21 protein-coding genes and 1 pseudogene are annotated in these 17839 nt (G+C 33.2%); 2 read left to right on the top strand and 20 right to left on the bottom strand.

Annotated elements, in window-relative coordinates; all coding sequences use genetic code 11:
• Positions 1-97: 97 nt before the first annotated feature.
• Both ROY99_08025 and ROY99_08020 read left to right on the top strand, forming a co-directional pair.
• Positions 98-1300: a 3-phosphoglycerate dehydrogenase gene (locus ROY99_08025; GenBank protein MDT3696328.1), complete on the top strand. Its 1203-nt coding sequence runs from the start codon at positions 98-100 to the stop codon at positions 1298-1300.
• A gap of 258 nt (positions 1301-1558) precedes the next feature.
• A complete protein-coding gene (locus ROY99_08020) occupies positions 1559-2698 on the top strand; it encodes a T9SS type A sorting domain-containing protein (GenBank protein ID MDT3696327.1) in 1140 nt (379 codons plus the stop codon).
• 1 nt (position 2699) lies between these two features.
• On the opposite strand, the gene ROY99_08015 is transcribed toward ROY99_08020, so the two are convergent.
• The 20 genes and pseudogenes from ROY99_08015 to ROY99_07920 all read right to left on the bottom strand — a co-directional run bounded on the left by ROY99_08015 (position 2700) and on the right by ROY99_07920 (position 17784).
• Positions 2700-3455 carry a hypothetical protein gene (locus ROY99_08015; GenBank protein MDT3696326.1) on the bottom strand — a complete coding sequence of 252 codons (756 nt, stop codon included), beginning with the start codon at positions 3453-3455 and terminating at the stop codon, positions 2700-2702.
• A 44-nt stretch (positions 3456-3499) separates the two neighbouring features.
• A complete protein-coding gene (gene rplS / locus ROY99_08010; GenBank protein ID MDT3696325.1) occupies positions 3500-3844 on the bottom strand; it encodes a 50S ribosomal protein L19 in 345 nt (114 codons plus the stop codon).
• Positions 3841-4527, bottom strand: coding sequence for a tRNA (guanosine(37)-N1)-methyltransferase TrmD (trmD, locus tag ROY99_08005; protein MDT3696324.1), 687 nt, complete (start codon positions 4525-4527; stop codon positions 3841-3843). Before trmD ends, rplS begins: the two co-directional genes overlap by 4 nt.
• Positions 4517-5029, bottom strand: coding sequence for a ribosome maturation factor RimM (rimM, locus tag ROY99_08000; GenBank protein MDT3696323.1), 513 nt, complete (start codon positions 5027-5029; stop codon positions 4517-4519). The genes trmD and rimM overlap by 11 nt, the downstream gene beginning before the upstream one ends.
• A 15-nt stretch (positions 5030-5044) precedes the next feature.
• Positions 5045-5278, bottom strand: coding sequence for a KH domain-containing protein (locus ROY99_07995; protein MDT3696322.1), 234 nt, complete (start codon positions 5276-5278; stop codon positions 5045-5047).
• 289 nt (positions 5279-5567) lie between these two features.
• A pseudogene (gene rpsP / locus ROY99_07990) lies at positions 5568-5813 on the bottom strand (30S ribosomal protein S16).
• 32 nt (positions 5814-5845) lie between these two features.
• Positions 5846-7168 (bottom strand): signal recognition particle protein, encoded by a 1323-nt coding sequence (gene ffh, locus ROY99_07985; protein ID MDT3696321.1) that lies wholly within the window; start codon positions 7166-7168, stop codon positions 5846-5848.
• Between the two features lie 29 nt (positions 7169-7197).
• Positions 7198-8076, bottom strand: coding sequence for an ATP synthase F1 subunit gamma (gene atpG, locus ROY99_07980; protein MDT3696320.1), 879 nt, complete (start codon positions 8074-8076; stop codon positions 7198-7200).
• Positions 8077-8091: 15 nt separating this feature from the next.
• Positions 8092-9633 carry a F0F1 ATP synthase subunit alpha gene (gene atpA, locus ROY99_07975; GenBank protein MDT3696319.1) on the bottom strand — a complete coding sequence of 514 codons (1542 nt, stop codon included), beginning with the start codon at positions 9631-9633 and terminating at the stop codon, positions 8092-8094.
• A gap of 29 nt (positions 9634-9662) precedes the next feature.
• A complete protein-coding gene (gene atpH, locus ROY99_07970) occupies positions 9663-10217 on the bottom strand; it encodes an ATP synthase F1 subunit delta (protein MDT3696318.1) in 555 nt (184 codons plus the stop codon).
• Positions 10218-10219: 2 nt separating this feature from the next.
• Positions 10220-10774, bottom strand: a complete 555-nt coding sequence (gene atpF / locus ROY99_07965; protein ID MDT3696317.1) for a F0F1 ATP synthase subunit B — start codon at positions 10772-10774, stop codon at positions 10220-10222.
• A gap of 57 nt (positions 10775-10831) precedes the next feature.
• A complete protein-coding gene (locus ROY99_07960; protein MDT3696316.1) occupies positions 10832-11050 on the bottom strand; it encodes an ATP synthase F0 subunit C in 219 nt (72 codons plus the stop codon).
• Positions 11051-11091: 41 nt separating this feature from the next.
• A complete protein-coding gene (gene atpB, locus ROY99_07955; protein ID MDT3696315.1) occupies positions 11092-11934 on the bottom strand; it encodes a F0F1 ATP synthase subunit A in 843 nt (280 codons plus the stop codon).
• Positions 11935-12312: 378 nt separating this feature from the next.
• Positions 12313-12567, bottom strand: coding sequence for an AtpZ/AtpI family protein (locus ROY99_07950; GenBank protein ID MDT3696314.1), 255 nt, complete (start codon positions 12565-12567; stop codon positions 12313-12315).
• A 2-nt stretch (positions 12568-12569) separates the two neighbouring features.
• Complete coding sequence (locus ROY99_07945; GenBank protein MDT3696313.1) at positions 12570-12947, bottom strand: polymer-forming cytoskeletal protein; 378 nt, start codon at positions 12945-12947, stop codon at positions 12570-12572.
• Between the two features lie 9 nt (positions 12948-12956).
• Entirely contained in the window at positions 12957-13772 is an 816-nt protein-coding gene (locus ROY99_07940) for a M23 family metallopeptidase (protein MDT3696312.1), read from the bottom strand.
• A 14-nt stretch (positions 13773-13786) separates the two neighbouring features.
• The gene (locus ROY99_07935; protein ID MDT3696311.1) at positions 13787-14422 is read right to left on the bottom strand and encodes an L-threonylcarbamoyladenylate synthase; all 636 of its coding nucleotides are present in this window, start codon (positions 14420-14422) and stop codon (positions 13787-13789) included.
• On the bottom strand, positions 14409-15443 hold the full coding sequence (locus ROY99_07930) for a glycosyltransferase family 9 protein (GenBank protein MDT3696310.1): 1035 nt from the start codon (positions 15441-15443) through the stop codon (positions 14409-14411). Before ROY99_07930 ends, ROY99_07935 begins: the two co-directional genes overlap by 14 nt.
• Complete coding sequence (locus ROY99_07925) at positions 15444-16313, bottom strand: lysophospholipid acyltransferase family protein (GenBank protein MDT3696309.1); 870 nt, start codon at positions 16311-16313, stop codon at positions 15444-15446.
• Positions 16314-16416: 103 nt separating this feature from the next.
• Positions 16417-17784: a GWxTD domain-containing protein gene (locus ROY99_07920; protein ID MDT3696308.1), complete on the bottom strand. Its 1368-nt coding sequence runs from the start codon at positions 17782-17784 to the stop codon at positions 16417-16419.
• Positions 17785-17839 lie beyond the last annotated feature (55 nt).

Genomic DNA, 17839 nt, shown 5'->3' with positions numbered 1-17839 from the left:
CTGATAACGCATTTAATACTTGAATTTTAATCGAATAATAAAAAGAGCTGAGAATAATCTCAGCTGTTAAAAAAATAGAATAAAAGGAGAAACTATAATGAAACTTAAAGTACTGGTAGCAGATAAATTTCCTGAAAAATACATTCAGCAAATGAAAGACCTTGATTTGGAAGTAATCTACAATCCAAAACTTGGCGAAAAAGATATTCCGGAGGCTGGTAAGGATGTTGATATCATCATCGTTCGCTCAACAGTAGTTAATGAGGAGGCTATTAACAACTCCAATAAATTAAATCTGATAATCCGTGCAGGTTCCGGAGTAAATAACATCAATATTGCTGCAGCAAATAAAAAAGGTGTTTATGTTGCCAACTGTCCCGGGATGAATTCAATTGCAGTAGCAGAGCTTGCAGTGGGATTAATGATCGCAATTGATAGAAGAATTGCCGATAATGTTAGCGACTTCCGTAATGGGAAATGGAATAAAGCCGAATATTCAAAAGCAGATGGTCTGTTTGGAAAAACACTTGGTGTTGTTGGCACTGGTCAGATAGGTATCGAAGTAATTAATCGGGTAAAATCTTTTGGGATTAATATAATTGCCTGGTCCCGTTCTCTGACAAATGAGAAAGCTGAGCTGTTAGGAGTTGAAAAATGTCAATCACTTGAAGATCTTTTCTCAAGAGCTGATATAGTATCGGTTCATCTTGCACAAACTGCGGATACTAAAAAATTAATAAACAAGAACCTGATCAGTAAATTGAAAAAAGGTGCTTACTTTATAAATACTTCAAGAGCTGGTGTAGTTGATGAAGATGCTTTAATTGAAGCTGCAAAAGAAGAAAAAATCTTTCTTGGTCTTGATGTATTTAATAACGAACCCGAAGGAAAAGATGGAGACTTTACTACTCCGCTACAGGGACTGAAAAAGGTATATCTAACTCATCATATCGGAGCTTCTACAGAACAAGCACAGGATGCAGTTGCAGATGAAACTGTTAGAATTATAAACGATTTTATTAATTCAGGAGTAATCAGAAACTGGGTTAACAGAATTAAAAAATCACCGGCAAAATATCAGCTTGTCGTTAAGCATTTTGATAAACCGGGTGTTTTAGCAGGTGTGCTTGAACTTCTGAAAGCTGGAAATATTAATGTTGAAGAAATTGAAAACGTGATCTTTGATGGTGCAATTGCTGCCAGCTGCACTATGAAATTAAAGGATGCCGCAACTGATAGTATGCTTAAAAAAATGAATGAAAATCCGGATCTGATAAGTGTTAGTCAGGTTGAAATCTAATTTAATAATAGGCGACTTCAAGTCGCCTTTTTTATTTACTATTCATTAGTATTTATTACCCGCCAATATTGACTAAACAATTATTTCTCAAGTTTTGAAAATAATACTTAACCAACCTTTATACTTGATAACCCGCAATCTTTTAATACCTATTTTTAACAGATTCATAAACAATTTTGAACTTAAATACTTTAAATAAAAAAAATCACTGCTGGTATATGATTTGTCTTAATTATTAAAAATTCTTTTGAGGTAAAAATGAAAAAATATTTATACACAATAGTACTATCAATTATTTTTGTCAGTTATACATTTTCACAAAATGCAATAATTGCAAATCACAACTCTGCAAAGCTTTCAATCATTCCAACTAACTGGATTGACTCTGCAAAAGCAAAACTTCATATTGCTTATGGACATACATCTCACGGAAGTCAGTTAATCACAGGAATGGAAGGACTAAAGAATTGGAAAGGAAATCAATATGCTTTTAATGAAGGCGGTTCAAACGGAGCATTAGATATTGATGATTATGCTTTCAGCGGTGCTTCTGATCTTGGTAACCCAAACAGAACAGCCTGGGCTTCGGCAACCAGAGATTATTTAAATAATCCATCCAACAGTGATGTGAATGTTGTTATATGGAGCTGGTGCGGACAAGTAAGTAGTGCAACTCAGGCTGATATCAATACTTATCTTAATCTTATGAATGGCTTAGAAACAGATTATCCAAATGTTAAGTTTGTTTATATGACCGGGCATCTTGATGGAAGCGGTGTTAACGGAAATCTTAATCAAAGGAACGAACAAATAAGAAATTATTGTATTAACAACAATAAAATTCTTTATGATTTTGCAGACATTGAATCTTATGACCCCGATGGAAATTATTATTTAAATAAAAATGCAAATGATAATTGCGATTATGACAGTGATGGAAACGGAAGTCTTGATAAAAACTGGGCAACAGACTGGCAGAACTCTCATACTCTAAATGTTCACTGGTATAATTGTTCAGCAGCTCATAGCAAACCACTAAACGGAAATTTAAAAGCTTATGCAGCCTGGTGGCTCTGGTCAAGGCTTGCTGGATGGAATTCAGCAACAAGCATGTCTGATGATCCGGTTTTATACAATTATTCTTTAAGTCAAAACTATCCTAATCCATTTAATCCGAATACAACTATAAACTGGCAGACAGCAGCAGCAGGTTGGCTGTCAATAAAACTTTTTAATGTATTAGGAAAAGAAATTGAAACGATAATTGATGGATATTACGAAGCCGGTAATCACTCTATACTTTACACAACAAATTCTACATTACCAAGTGGAGTATATTATTATCAGTTAAAGGCGGGTGCGTTTACACAAACAAGAAAAATGATCCTTTTAAAATAATTCAGATAAATTTTATATCTACCATATCTTTCACTATGCCGTGGAGATATGGTAGCTGTATTAACAATTTGATTCCTTCAATATCCTGCTGTTCAAAATCAAAGACAATATGGTGAAGATTTACTCTGATAAATTCTTTTGCAATATCATTAAACTTATCCAGTAGATCAGGGTTATTAGATTTAAATGTTTTTAATTTATCAACAAATTTATTATTAAACTCTTTAATCAAATTCTCATTAGATGATGCAATTAAAAAATTGACATACGGGGCTTCAAGTAATTCGATCATTTCCTCAGCAAAGCTAAGTCCGGTAATAAACAACTCTTTTTCAAAATTTTCATCTCCGGCAATTAAAATATGATTATCATTAAATTGATTTTCGTTCAGTATCTCGGGTATTATATCAACATTATAAAGTTCTTTAAAGAGAATTTTTGAAAGTATAATTTCATTGGAAGTAATATCACCTGCCAGGTAAATATTCTGAATTGTGTGCTGTCCTTTCTTAAAATGGATATAAGCATTTGAAAGTAAAGCATTAAATGAGATCCCAATCTGCGATGAGATAAACAGGTCTTTATGTGTTATAAGGTCAAGAGAAGGAATCAATCCCAAAGATGAATTATCAGTTAATATATTACGTGTAATTAATGCAGCAGGATAAAATTTAATATTATAATTTTTATCTAGCTCTAATGCAGAAATAAACAAACGGGCATAAACATTTGAAGGCAGCAATAAACTGGTTTTCATAAATAAAAAAGCCGCCTTTAAAAAGCGGCTGATAAATATTACAATTACACTTTTTTACTTTTAATTCTTGCAGCCTTACCTGAGAGATTTCTTAAGTAGTAAAGTTTTGCTCTTCTAACATCGCCCTGTTTAAGCACTTCTACTTTGGCAATTTTGGGTGAGTTAAAGGGGAATATTCTTTCGACACCAATACCACCTGACATTTTTCTGACAGTAAAAGTTTTACTTAATCCTGAACCGCGAATACTTATAACATCGCCTTCAAAAGATTGAAACCTTTCCTTATCTCCTTCGATAACTCTAACCTGAACGCGAATATGATCGCCCGGATTAAACTCCGGTATATCAGTCTTTAATTGTTCCGGTAATATTTTATTTATATCTATCATATCGTTCTCCGTTTATTATAATTTCTCCACTTTTCTGTTAAGATTTTAGATTGTTCTTCTTTCCATTTTTTAATTTCTTTTTCGTTGCCTGATAACAAAACTTCAGGAACCTTCATTCCGCGATAATCAGCTGGTCGGGTATAGTATGGTGCTTCAATTATTTCACCATCCTGAAATGAATCGTCCAATGCTGCTTCACTATCATTAAGAACACCTGGTATCAATCTAATTATTGCATCAGTAATTATAAGTGCCGGAAGCTCTCCGCCGGTAAGCACATAATTACCAATTGATATTTCATCAGTTGCAAAATACTCGCGCACTCTATCATCAATTTCTTTATAGTGCCCGGCAATTATCAGTAAATTTTTTGATAGTGATAATCTGTTTGCATATTTCTGATCAAATAATTTACCTTTAGGAGTAGTAAAAATTATATGATCATACTTTATTTCTGATTTCAACTTATCAATACATTCAAAAAATGGCTCAGGCTTCAAGACCATACCTGCACCACCGCCAAAAGGCTTATCATCAATCTGCTTATGCTTATTAAAAGCATAATCACGCAGATTATGGATAAAAAGATCAACCTTTTTTTTATCCTGAGCTCTTTTAATGATACTTGTATTTAACGGACTCTGTAATAGTTCAGGCACTGCCGAAATAATATCAATCCTCATCAATACCAGCTCCATAATCAGAATTCAGGATTAAAATTTTATTTTCTATATCTATTTTTTCAAAAACTGAAAGAACATACGGTAAAAGAATTTCTTTTCCGTTTTTATCTCTTAGCACAATAACATCGTTTGCAGGTGCTTGAAAAACATCAATTACACTTCCCGATAAAAACCCTTTCTGATAAACTTTATAACCAATAATATCCGGCAGAAGCCCGGTTTCATTATTCAGTTCTTTAAGTTTATCAGCCTGCAGATAAATACCTCTGCCAATTAAAAGTGAAATATCTCTTTGATCTTCAAAGCTTTTAAACTTAATATAAAGTGATATTTTACCAGCAGAAACATCTTCAATTTCAAAAATCTTTTTCTGATTCCAGAAATCTAAATACACCTCTGAAACTTTATCAAACAATTTGTCAAACCCGGCTTTTGAATGGACTTTTACATAGCCATCTTTACCGGCAGAACTAATTTCAGCAATTAAAATAAATTCATTCAATTCTAAGCTGAATGATTAATCTTCAATCTCTAATATTGCTCTTTTGCCTTCCTTAGCGGCAACCGCAGTTAAAAGGGTTCTCATAGCTTGTGCAGTTTTACCTTGTTTGCCGATTACCTTACCGATATCATCTGCATTGACTTTAAGAGAAAGGACAATTTTCTTTTCTTCAGCCAGTTTCTCTTCCACGATAACACCATCAGGGCTATCAACAAGCTGTTTTGCAATATACTCAACGAACTCTTTCATAATAGAAGCCTCCTATAATGAACCTGGGTGAATAAGTTATTATGTACAGCCTCAATAAATAATATTGATTTCTAACTCAGAAGCAACACCCATAACTTCTGCTGTACTTTTATTCAGTCTATAATAATAATCAGCTTGCAGGCTGCTCTTCAGTTTTAGCTTCCTGATTTTCTGCCTTTTTCTTTTTCTTAACAGTTTTCTTTTGCGCTGATGCTTCTTTAAGTTTCTGCCAGTTTTCAATTTCAGCCTGAGCTTTTTCTTCAGACAATTTTCTTCGGGTAATATCTCTTTTCAGAATTATTCCCTTTTGACTGAGCAGACTTTTAACTGTATCTGTAGGTTGAGCCCCAACATTTAACCAATAGTTTACTCTATCTTCCTTGACATTTATTGTGTGGGGATTTGTAAGCGGATTATAAATCCCAACAGCTTCAAGAAACTTTCCGTCTCTGGGTGATCGTGCATCTGCAACAACAATTTTATAAATGGGTTGTTTTTTCTTTCCCATTCTTCTTAATCTTAACTTAACAGCCAAATTAGTAACCTCCGGATATTATATATCTGTTATCAATTAAATTTAAAATTACGCATCGAACTGGGGATACCCTTTTTACTTAAAGTACTCATCATTCTCTGCATTTCACTAAACTGCTTTATTAACCGGTTAACATCCTGAATTGATGTTCCGCTTCCCCTGGCAATTCTTTTGCGCCTATTGCCATTTAAAACCTTTGGAGTGGTTCTTTCTTCTTTTGTCATCGAGTTTATAATCGCTTCAACTTTAACCAAAGCTTTATCATCTATTTGAGAATTTTTTATCTTTGATCCGACTCCGGGAATCATTCCGATTAAAGAAGATAAAGAACCCATTTTCTTGATGACTTTAATTTGCTTAAGAAAATCATCAAAATCAAATTTATTTTTACGAAGTTTTTCTTCAAGTTTCTCTGCTTCAAATTCCTCAAACGATGCCTGAGCTTTTTCTACCAAAGAGACCACATCCCCTTTTCCCAATATCCGGGATGCTAATCTTTCCGGAAAAAATGCCTCCAGATTATCTAATTTTTCGCCGTTACTTATAAACTTAATAGGTTTACCAACTACCGACCTAATTGACAGAGCAGCACCGCCCCGCGAATCTCCATCAAGTTTTGTAAGGACAATCCCATCAAAATTTACAGTTTCATTGAAAGCTTTAGCTGAATTAACAGCATCTTGTCCTGCCATTGAATCAACGACAAACAAAGTTTCAGTTGGGTTGACGAGATTTTTTATATCTGATACTTCCTGCATCATTTGTTCATCAATGTGTAATCTGCCGGCAGTATCAATGATAACAGTGTTTATATTTTTCTCTTTTGCAAACTTAACCGAATCAACGGCAACTTTCTTTGCGTCTTTTTCTTCAAGTGAAAATACTTCAACATCTATCTGCTTACCCAAAAGCTTTAATTGTTCTATTGCTGCTGGTCTGTAGATATCGGCAGCAACCAACAGAACTTTTCTTTTATGTTCATTTAATCTTTTAGCAAGCTTTCCGCAAAAAGTAGTTTTACCGGAACCTTGAAGACCCACCACCATCAAGGTAGTAATTCCAGCCGGATTTAATTGTAACTCTTTGTTTCCACCACCAAGTAATTCAGTTAGCTCGTCATAAATAATTTTAGTAATAAGCTGCCCAGGAGAAATAGAAGCAAGAACTTCTTTACCCAGAGCTTTTACTTTTACATTTTCAATAAATTCTTTTGCTACTTTAAAATTAACATCCGCATCAAGAAGAATTCTTCTGATGTCACGCAAAGTATCAGAAATATTAGCTTCGGTTAGCTTACCTTGTCCGGTAACTTTTTTTAATGCCGATTCTAATTTTATAGACAATTCTTCAAACATAACTTCAACGATTCAAAGTATAAGGTAAATTAACTTTCTTTCAGTGCATTGGCACCGGATACAATCTCAAGAATTTCTGTGGTAATAGCAGCTTGACGTTTACTATTATAAGTAAGACTTAAAGTTCTGATTAATTCTTTAGCATTGGTTGTTGCGTTATCCATTGCTGTCATTCTTGCCGCAAATTCAGAAGCGTTTGATTCCAACAACACTCTCCACATCTGAGCTTTAAGATGTTTGGGCATCAAATAATTGAATATTGACTTTTGGTCTGGTTCCAAGATATAGTTTTCAGTTTCATATTTATCCGATTTTTCTTTCTCTGGGGCTTCAATTGGCAGAAACTGTTCAACAACTATTTTTTGTTGAATTATTGATTTAAACTCATTAAAAATCAAAATTACTTTATCTATTGTACCATCTGAATACTTAGCAATCAGCTCGTTGACTAAATTTTGTGCAACAGCGTAATTAAGCTGTGAGAATATACCCGGGAATGTATGACCAATATTATAATTCCTTTTACTGAAATAATCAGAACCTTTTTTGCCAAGACAATAAAGTGAATAATTTTTGTTAGAGTTGTTAACTTCTTCTTCAATATATCTGATGGCTTCTTTAATGATATTGGTATTAAAAGCTCCACAAAGTCCACGATCGGCAGTAACAACTACAATAGCAACATTTTTAACTTCTCTTTGAAAAAATAAAGGATTTAAACTTCTGTCTTCCTCAGTAACCAAATGCGAGAGCAGTGTTGATATTTTCTTAGAATAGGGTCGTGCATTTAATATAGATTCTGTTGCACGGCGTAATTTTGCAGCAGCAACCATCTTCATTGCTTTAGTAATCTTCTGAGTGCTTTTAACACCTATTATTCTAAGCTTTATATCTCTTAAAGTAGCCATTTATCTTTGATGCTTCTATTTGAATACAGAAAGAAATTCTTTCCCTGCTTTCTGTAATAACTCATCAGTATCTTTACTGATATCTTTATCCTTTTTTATAGATTCAAAAATTGATTTATACTTTACATCAATAAATTCCAGAACTTCTTTTTCAAACCGTTTAACATCTTTAACAGGTATATCGTCCATAAATCCTTTTGTACCAAAATAAAGTGCAACCACCTGCTTCTCAACCGGTACAGGAGAGTATTGTCCTTGTTTTAACAATTCAACTAATCTTGCACCTTTAGCTAATGTTTTTTGTGTGGCTTTATCAAGATCAGAACCAAATTTTGCAAATGCTTCCAACTCCCTGTACTGTGCGAGGTCTAATTTCAAACTTCCGGCAACTTTTTTCATTGCTTTTATTTGTGCATTACCGCCAACACGCGAAACAGAAATACCAACATTTATTGCGGGTCTGATACCAGCATTAAATAAATTAGATTCCAAATAAATCTGACCATCAGTAATAGAAATTACATTTGTAGGAATATATGCTGATACGTCACCTTGCTGAGTTTCAATAATCGGCAATGCAGTTAAGCTTCCGCCGCCTTCTTCATTACTTAACTTTGAAGCTCTTTCAAGCAGTCTTGAGTGAAGATAGAAAACATCGCCGGGATATGCTTCACGTCCGGGCGGTCTTCTCAACAATAAAGAAAGTTCTCTGTATGCTTGCGCTTGTTTTGAAAGATCATCATAAATGCAAAGTGAGTGTTTACCATTATCTCTGAAATACTCGCCTAAAGTTGCGCCTGAATAAGGTGCAATAAACTGTAAAGGAGCTGGTTCTGAAGCGGCTGCAGAAATAACTGTTGTGTAAGCCATTGCACCATTTTCTTCCAGCTTAGCAACAACTTGTGCCACTGTTGATTCCTTTTGTCCGACCGCTACATATACACAATAAACTGGTTCAATGCCAAGTGATTTTGCTTCTTGGGTATGAGTATATTTCTGATTAATAATTGCATCAATAGCAACTGCAGTTTTACCTGTTTGTCTATCACCGATGATTAATTCTCTTTGTCCTCTTCCAATAGGGATCATAGAATCAACCGCAGCAATACCCGTTTGTAATGGTTCCTTAACAGGCTGCCTTTGAATAACACCGAGTGCTTTTCTTTCAATCGGTAAAAACTTTGAAGTGTTAATTGTTCCTTTACCATCAATCGGAATTCCAAGTGGAGTAATAACCCGTCCAAGCATTGCATCACCGACAGGCATGGAAGCAACTCTTTTTGTTCTTTTTACTGTATCACCTTCTTTAACAAGAGTTGTATCACCAAATAATACGCAGCCAACGCTGTCTTCTTCAAGGTTTAATACCATTCCGAAAACATCATTTGGGAATTCAACTAATTCACTAGCCATAACTTGTGAAAGCCCATAGACACGGGCAATGCCATCACCAACCTGTAAAACGGTTCCAACATCATAAATATCAACTTCACTTTCGAATCCTGAAAGTTGTTTTCTTAATATTGCAGATACTTCATCAGGTCTAACTTCTGCCATTTGCAATTTCCTTTATAAAATTCCTTAGTTTAATTTAATGTAGTACTACCTTGTAAAAATTCTTTTTTTAGCAATCCCAGTTGATGAACAATTGATGCATTATAAACTGTATCACCAACTCTGGCAACAAATCCACCGATTAAATTCTTATCAACCTTATATGTTAATATTGCTTTTACCTTTAAATAGGATCCAAACTTTTGCTGTAGCTGTTGCTTTTGATCATCTGATAAATCAAAGGCAGTTGTAACATCAACTTTTACAACCCCAACATGCTTATCTTTTAATGATTCAAAAGCTTTCAGAATATCAACTAATATCTCTTCTCTGCCCTTAGTAATTACAAAAGAAATAAAATCTAATGAATCTTTACTAATCCTGTTACTAAAAACTTCAGTAAGGATATTCTTCTTTGTTTCACTTTTTATAACAGGACTTTTAATTGCTCTTAATAAATCAGCACTGCTCTCGAATGTACTGGCAACAAACTCAAAATCCTTAGCAACTTTATCGAGAATATTTTTTTCGATTGAAGTATCAATGAAGGACTTGGAATATCTTATTGCAACTTTAGATGAAGCCATACTTAGTTCTTAGATATATCGCTGATGTATTTATCAACCAATTTTTTATTTTTTTCTGCATCAAGGTTCTCTTTCAAGAGCTTTTCAGCAGCTTTAATCGAAATATCTGCAATTTGATTTTTCAATTCATCAAATGCAGCATTTTTCTTTCTTTCAATCTCTTCAGCAGCATCAGCGATAAGTTTTTGAGCCTGTTCTTTACTTTCCTTCAACATCTGTTCTTTCAGATTCTCGGCAAATTGTCTGCTCTGTTCGATAATCTTTTTTGATTCTTCCTCTGCTTTTGCCAGATTATTCTGATTTTCAGCAAGAATTTTCTTTGCTTCTTCTTTAGCTTTATCTGCTTGCTCTAATGAATCTTTGATAGCATCTTCTCTTTGTTTTAATGCAGAAAGAATAGGCTTCCAGGCAAATTTGGAAAGCAGTAAAACAAGAAGTAGAAAAGTAACTACAGTCCAAAATGCTAATCCGCCATTAACAGAAAGCAGTCCACCTTCAGCACTTTCACCTTCAGATACAATCAAGGCAATAACAGCAAATAATATATTTGCAATCATATTTATATTTATTATTTGGTTAAAATAACTGGAGTGAAATATCACTCCATTTAATTATTATTTACCAGCTAAGATAAAGCAGATAACTAATGCGAATAAAGAAATACCTTCAATCAATGCCGCAGCAATGATCATAGATGTTCTAATTGCACCAGCAGCTTCCGGCTGTCTTCCGCTTGCATCCATAGCTGCAGCAGCAAGTTTACCAATACCAAATGCACCACCAAGAATTGTAATAGCGGCACCAAATCCGGCAGCCAAATATGCAAAGTCCATTTATATTCTCCTTAATTATATTTTTTGTTTATAGTTTATGTTTAATGATCCTGATGAACTGCCATCCCTATAAATAAGGAAGATAGCATTGTAAATATATAAGCCTGTATTAAGGCAACTAAAATTTCAAGCATGTAAATAAATAAAGCTAATGGAACTGCCAGCCCAGCCCAGCCGATACTTTGCATTACAAATATTAAACTTATTAAAGCGTAAATAACAATATGCCCAGCTGTCATATTAGCAAAAAGACGAATAGCTAATGCAAATGGTTTTGTAAATAATCCTAACAACTCAACAACTGCCATAATGGGCAAAAGGAAAATCGGAACTCCGTGCGGAATCAATCCCTTGAAATAACCAAATAACCCGTTACTTCTTACTCCACCAAATATAAACACAAGAAATGTAAAAATTGCCATTGTAGCAGTTACAGATATATTACTTGTAAATGTAGCAGAGAATGGAATCAGCCCTAAGAAATTTCCAAATAGTATAAAAAAGAAAACAGTTAATAAATAAGGCAGGAATTTTTCGAAACCTTTTCCGATTGTTGGTCTTGCAATTTCATCTCTAACAAAAAGAATAAATACCTCCCAAAAGTTGGTAAATCCTTTTGGAATTACAGAGGCTTTATAAGCTTTAGCAATTCTCGTCATAACAATAAATAATAGAATTGCGCCTAACCACATAAAAAGAACATGCCGGGTAATAGAAATATCCAATCCAAACAATTGCAAATGAGGCAGATAGATTTTACCCATTGGAGAGAAATCCAGATAATTTCCATCCATAACGTGATGTAAAATCCAATCACTACCTGATTCTGAGTGAACAGTTTTTACGCTGTCAACTGATATTACTGCAGTTGTCGAATCTATCATTTCCTGGTTTTGATTATAAAATTCTTATTAAGTGTTAATACAAAAATTTCTACCATCAGATAGTAGAAATAGTAAATAAAGGTTGTAAAGATAAAAGAATTGAGGCTAACAAACAAGATTTTTAGTGCTATTATGATTAGTCCTAACATAAGAAATAACCTAAAAACCAAACCGCCAAAAACGACAATTAAAAAAGTTTTATCGCTTTTATGTAATCCAATTCTAATATTTAACAGCCCTAACAATAAATTAAGAGTAGAGATTGAAAAACCCCATAAAATGCTCAAAAACAGTTGGTCATTTAAATGATTTAAGAAATAAAGAATTACAATCAATACAAATGAAATAATTGGTAAACTTAGCAATAAAACCAGAATTCTATTTTTTTTTAGCATCATTACGCCTTTTTTCTAAATCATTTACTGTTTTGATCAGGTTGTAGATGCCAATGGATATTCCAAGTATTCCACCGAGTAATGTAAAAAGATATCCTTTATCAAATTTACCATCCAGCCAACTGCCAAAAAGAACCATAGCTACAACTGTTATGGCAAGTTGTAATCCAAGACCCAGATAAGGTCCAGCTTCCCTAATGGATTTTGCAAAGCCGGAATTTTCATCCGGTTTTTGCATTTCTAATCTCCTTTATTAACGGGTTTGAAAGTTGAGTTAGAACTCATAGAACTTCTGCCTTCAAAAACAGCTCCAGCCTCAACAACAAGTATTTTAGTAATTAAATCCCCTTTAAGCACTGCTTTAGTTTCAAGAACTAATTTTTCTTTGGCATTTACTGTACCTTCAACTTTACCACCAATTGATACAGTTTCTCCGGTTAATTGCCCTTGAATTGTCCCGTGTTCACCCACAGTCAGGTTACCTTGAGCAGTGATGTCACCTTTAACAGATCCATCCACCCTCACATTTCCATTACTGGTAACTTTACCATCGATAACAACTCCACTGCTAATAATTGTTACTTCTTCCATAGAACTCCCGATTGATTTAGTTTTCAAATATCACTCCTAAAAATTAATTAAAACCCTTTCCGGATTAATTGCTTTACCATCCTTCCAAATTTCGAAATGCAGATGCGGTCCTGAAGACTGAGTACCTGAGTTTCCGCTCAAAGCGATTAATTCTCCTTGTTTAACAATCTCTCCTTCTTTTTTTACGAGCAAAGCACAATGCATATACTTTGTAACATAATCTTCAGGATGATTTATAATTATTGTATAACCATACATTGGTGAATAATCAGCAAAAACAATATAACCGCCTGATGAAGCATAAACAGGAGTATTTTCCTTTAGAGCGAAGTCAAATCCGTAATGACCTGCTTCAGGATTAAATTTGTTTGAAACAATTCCTGTTACTGGTCTTATAAAATAAATATCTTTTTCCTGCCTGTAGAATAAATCAGAAATTATCTTTGAAACAACTGCAAATAAATCACCCTGTTTAGGTATTGTTTTTACAGAATCTTTATGTTTGATTTCATCTTTAAATAAAGAAGAATCACCAAGCATTATTGCAAATTTTAATCTGCTGTTTACTGATTTAAGTGCTTCTATTTCTTTTGCCAGCAAAATGACTTTATTATTTAATATATCAACTTTCTTTTTATCAGAATCTGTTAGTCTTAACGAATAAGGCAGAAGTATTTCGTTTAATGGCGTGTAGCTGATAACATAAAATCCAAGCAAGAATACAACAAATGTATAAATAATAACTGCTGCGATAAGTTTTGAAGAACTAATCTTGAATGATTTAGGTGCGTTAGAAGTTTCTTCGGGAACAATAAGTAATGAAAATTTTTTTATTTTTTTCAGAGATTTCATAATTCCATAAGCAATTAACTTAATCTTTTAATTAAATCTACAAATTTTATTCTACCTTCTCTAACCAATTTGGGGTCATCAGTCGTAAGATCAATTAATGTTGAGGCTTCAAAAAATGATTTATTATCAGAATAAAATATCGCGTCCACTTCATTTGCAAACTCCTGAATAATCATTGTCGGATCAATCATAGGTTCTGCACCGGTTCTGTTTACACTGGTAGATATTAGCGGCATCTTCAATTCCGAAAGCAGTTTGCTACAGAATCTGTTATTAGGAATTCTAAAAGCACCGGTTTCAGATTTAAAAATTTCCTGATATTTGCGGTTAAACTTCAATATAACAGAAACAGGGTTTGGCCAAATTGATAATAGAAAATCAAGATAACGTTCGGAACTTATTTCAGCATAATTTTTCAGTATCTCAATATCGGATATTAAAAAGATGTACCTGCGCCAATTTTTTTTACCTTTAACCTTACTGATTCTTGCAATTGTTTCTTCATTAAAGGGATTTCCGCCAAAACCATATATAGTATCAGTTGGGTATATAAATATTGATCCGCTTAAATAAAGTTCACTCGCATATAATACGGCTGAGTCCAAATTTTCATCAATTTTAATTAACTCCGGCACCTTAATGTCTTCCAATCAACATCTCCTCAATTTTCTTAATAATCAAATCTGGTTTTAGCTTTTTTCCACAATCAAATGTTTTAATCGGGCATTTTTTATAACCGTGTATGCCACAGGGTTTACATTTTAAATCGTCATAACTAAGATAATCAGAATTTTCTGAATACGGATAAAACCCAAATCCAGGGATTGTAGAGCAATAAATTGTTAAAGTTTTTATCCCTGCCGCCATACCCATATGTGTTGGAGCGCTGTCATTACTGATTAGAAGTTTTGCACTTTTAATTAACTCAATGCTCTCAACAATAGAAAATTTTCCAGCGGCGTTTACAACATTTTTACTGCATTTATCAGAAATCGTTTGAAGGTATTCATGCTCATCTTTACTCCCGATAAGCACGACTTTGTTTTCTTTGTCAATCAAATAATTAATTATCTTAATATATGATTCAGCAGGATACATTTTTGTATTCCAGATACTTGCCGGCGCAACGGCAATAAATCCACTACTAAGTTCGTTACTTAAAATAAATTCTCTTACTTTTTCCTTTTTCTCTGCAGTGGTTTTAACTATTGGTTTTATTTTCCAGTTTACATTATCATACTTATAACCTATAAGATCAAGATTTCTTTGAACTTCATGTTTACTTAAATGATACGGCACAAGGTTTTTATAAACATGCATCAAGGAGGAATTATCGAATCCAAATGAATCCTTAACCCGTAAGTTCAACACAATCAAAGCTGTCCTAAAAGATCTATGTGCCGAGTAAACTCTACAATAATTGTTTTTAGACAATTCATCTGAGAATTTTAATGTTTTAAAAATTGACTTATGTTTCCCTTTTTTATCCAATACAATTACATTGTCAACTGATTCAGAGGATTCAAATATTTCTTTTGTATTTGGGATGCACAACACATCAATCAAACAATCGGGATTAGATTGTTTAAGTATCTGCAATGCCGGCAGTGTTAGAATTGCATCACCGGGGAATGCTGTTTGAATAAATAATATTTTCTGTTTTTCTGTCATTTAATGTTTCCAACGCCTGTGCATCCAAAACCATTGTTCAGGATATCTTCTTATGTAGTTCTCAAGATATTCTAACATTCGTCTAGAAAGTTCAATAATTTTTTCTTCGTAGTTTTCTGGCAAATTATCTCTGCTAATTTCTTCAAGAGCTATTTTATATCGGAAATCAGGCTGTCTTACAGCAATCCCGATAATTAAAGGTGTATTCATTTTTAATGAAAGAACTGCAGGTCCGGTATAAACAGAAGTCTTTCTTCCAAAAAAATCAAGTTTAATACTTTCTTCAGGACCTCTTTGATCAGCTACCATTGCAACAATCTCTTTCTTCATCAGCACTGCATATACATTTCTTATAGAAACTCCAAGTGTAACAACTTCATTATTCCATTTAGTCCTTACTTTATTCATCCAGTCATTAACTAGCTGATTTCGCTGGGGCTTTACAATAACAGAGAATTTTCTATGTGTTTTTAATCCTCCTGCTAATGCACAATATTCCCAATTACCAAAATGTGCTGAAAGAACTATCAATCCATTATTTTCAAGATATTTCTTTTCAAAAACATCCAGATTGTAAAACTCAACTATATCATTCAATAGTTTTTCTGTTGTCCAGGGTAAATATAAAATCTCAACAAGTGTAATAAAAAAACTATGAAAAGTACCAAAAGCTATTTTTCTGATTTCTTTTTCCGATTTTTCAGGGAAAGCTTTGGTAAGATTATCAATTACTACATCTTTTCTGATCGGGATTAGATAGAAAAACAGGTAAGCCATTATCTTTGCAGTTTTATGCGATCTCTTTAATCCAATTATGCAGCACAGATAACTTAAAGCCAAAAATAATATGTACTCAATCCTATTTTTCATTATTCTATTTTCTTACTAGCTTAAAAATAATAAATGAAAAGATATGTTGGTGAGAATATCTAATAAAACCCAATAGCAAAAGCCGGAGAATAATTAAATTATTTTATCTGATTGTAATCCGCCTTAACCAGTTATCATCTCTTAACTCTCCACGTTTAGTAGAGTTAATCAATGTATAATCAGAAAAACCTGTCAGGTCACCGAAGATAAAATATATACCGCCTTCTATTTCAGTATAATGCCAAATTTCGTAAGGTCTTGATTCTAACTGATTCGGATATCTTTCAATTTCTGTCGGTTCACCATAAAGCAAATAAATTCTTCCTCTGTCGGTTTTCCATCCAGGTTTACCCATAGAAGTAAACCTTTCGTTACTAAGGGCAACACGCTGTAAATACTGTCTAAAATATTCATTTTGCGGCAGAGATGAGTTATCATCTTTTGCTTTCCAAAATTCATACATAAATTCTCTTTTACCGTCAATATTACTTAACTTAACATATTTTTCCAGATCATTTTTACTTGCGATATATCTGGACTTATCAAACAGATCATCAAGTTCCTCTTCAGACATAGAACCAAATGCTGAACTCAAAACAGAAGTAGTTGAAATTTCAAATGAGTCTTCAACCGTAATATCAGGATTATACACAAAAAACTTTTTAGCTGTTGATACTCCGATATTTGCCGCACTGTCTATCAATGAGATAACTAAAGTATAAGCATCAGTGGGATATGTTGTTAAAATCTGTGATCCGACTTCTACCCGGCTGTCAGAATTTCTTAAAAAATATTTATGCTTTTCTTTAACAAGTTTTCCGCGGCTGTTATACAACATCTGGTTCATTTTAATTTGCGGACTTTTTAATAACTCAGACTGGAGGTTATAAATCTCAATATAAAAGAATAATACAGGTTGTAATTTGCCAAAGACTAAATTTGGAATAGGGATAACTTCATAAGAATTTTTATAAAATATTGATGTTTTATTCTCACTCCCCTGAATCATTTTAGAAGCAAGTTGTATATCACTGATACTTAAATCTTTATGTAGAAAAGGAATAATCTTGATCTCTTCAGAAATAACTCTTGATTTTGAAATATCAGTTAAATCACTTCCTGTTATCTGACATTGGTAATTACCTTTAGGAACAATAAAACCTAATGTACCAACAAGCATCTGGTTTGATTCAAGACTGGTGTCAATTTCATGTTGAACCTTCCATTGATTAAAGACCAATGTATCTTCTGTCTCAGTATTCTTAATAAAAATTTTTAATAGCCCCTGAAGATTTGTGTGAGAGTTTTCACTGCTGATATTTAATGATGCCTGATTAAACGAATAATAAAGCTCTAAAAAATTAGAGCTTGAGTCATATCCGAATTGAGCATAATCAAATTCAAAATCAAAGTTAGACTGAGATAAACTTAAAGATGTTAAAAGTGCAAAAGCGATAAAAATTTTCTTCATTCAGTTTTTTTCTATATTAAATAAAAAAGCGTCTATTGTTACTAATAGACGCTTT

This window comes from Ignavibacterium sp., from assembly GCA_032027145.1.
Taxonomy (GTDB): domain Bacteria; phylum Bacteroidota; class Ignavibacteria; order Ignavibacteriales; family Ignavibacteriaceae; genus IGN3.
This window is presented reverse-complemented; position numbering and strand designations above follow the sequence as displayed.

Coding starts and splice junctions, on each gene's coding strand:
- ROY99_07930 (MDT3696310.1), bottom strand. CDS start 15,443: ATGACAGAAAAACAGAAAATATTATTTATTCAAACAGCATTCCCCGGT.
- ROY99_07940 (MDT3696312.1), bottom strand. CDS start 13,772: ATGAAATCTCTGAAAAAAATAAAAAAATTTTCATTACTTATTGTTCCC.
- atpA (MDT3696319.1), bottom strand. CDS start 9,633: ATGGCAGAAGTTAGACCTGATGAAGTATCTGCAATATTAAGAAAACAA.
- atpG (MDT3696320.1), bottom strand. CDS start 8,076: ATGGCTACTTTAAGAGATATAAAGCTTAGAATAATAGGTGTTAAAAGC.
- atpB (MDT3696315.1), bottom strand. CDS start 11,934: ATGATAGATTCGACAACTGCAGTAATATCAGTTGACAGCGTAAAAACT.
- ROY99_07925 (MDT3696309.1), bottom strand. CDS start 16,313: ATGAAAAATAGGATTGAGTACATATTATTTTTGGCTTTAAGTTATCTG.
- ROY99_07960 (MDT3696316.1), bottom strand. CDS start 11,050: ATGGACTTTGCATATTTGGCTGCCGGATTTGGTGCCGCTATTACAATT.
- ROY99_08015 (MDT3696326.1), bottom strand. CDS start 3,455: ATGAAAACCAGTTTATTGCTGCCTTCAAATGTTTATGCCCGTTTGTTT.
- ROY99_07950 (MDT3696314.1), bottom strand. CDS start 12,567: ATGCAAAAACCGGATGAAAATTCCGGCTTTGCAAAATCCATTAGGGAA.
- rplS (MDT3696325.1), bottom strand. CDS start 3,844: ATGATAGATATAAATAAAATATTACCGGAACAATTAAAGACTGATATA.
- trmD (MDT3696324.1), bottom strand. CDS start 4,527: ATGAGGATTGATATTATTTCGGCAGTGCCTGAACTATTACAGAGTCCG.
- ROY99_08020 (MDT3696327.1), top strand. CDS start 1,559: ATGAAAAAATATTTATACACAATAGTACTATCAATTATTTTTGTCAGT.
- atpF (MDT3696317.1), bottom strand. CDS start 10,774: ATGATTGCAAATATATTATTTGCTGTTATTGCCTTGATTGTATCTGAA.
- ROY99_07920 (MDT3696308.1), bottom strand. CDS start 17,784: ATGAAGAAAATTTTTATCGCTTTTGCACTTTTAACATCTTTAAGTTTA.
- ffh (MDT3696321.1), bottom strand. CDS start 7,168: ATGTTTGAAGAATTGTCTATAAAATTAGAATCGGCATTAAAAAAAGTT.
- atpH (MDT3696318.1), bottom strand. CDS start 10,217: ATGGCTTCATCTAAAGTTGCAATAAGATATTCCAAGTCCTTCATTGAT.
- ROY99_07995 (MDT3696322.1), bottom strand. CDS start 5,278: ATGAAAGAGTTCGTTGAGTATATTGCAAAACAGCTTGTTGATAGCCCT.
- ROY99_08025 (MDT3696328.1), top strand. CDS start 98: ATGAAACTTAAAGTACTGGTAGCAGATAAATTTCCTGAAAAATACATT.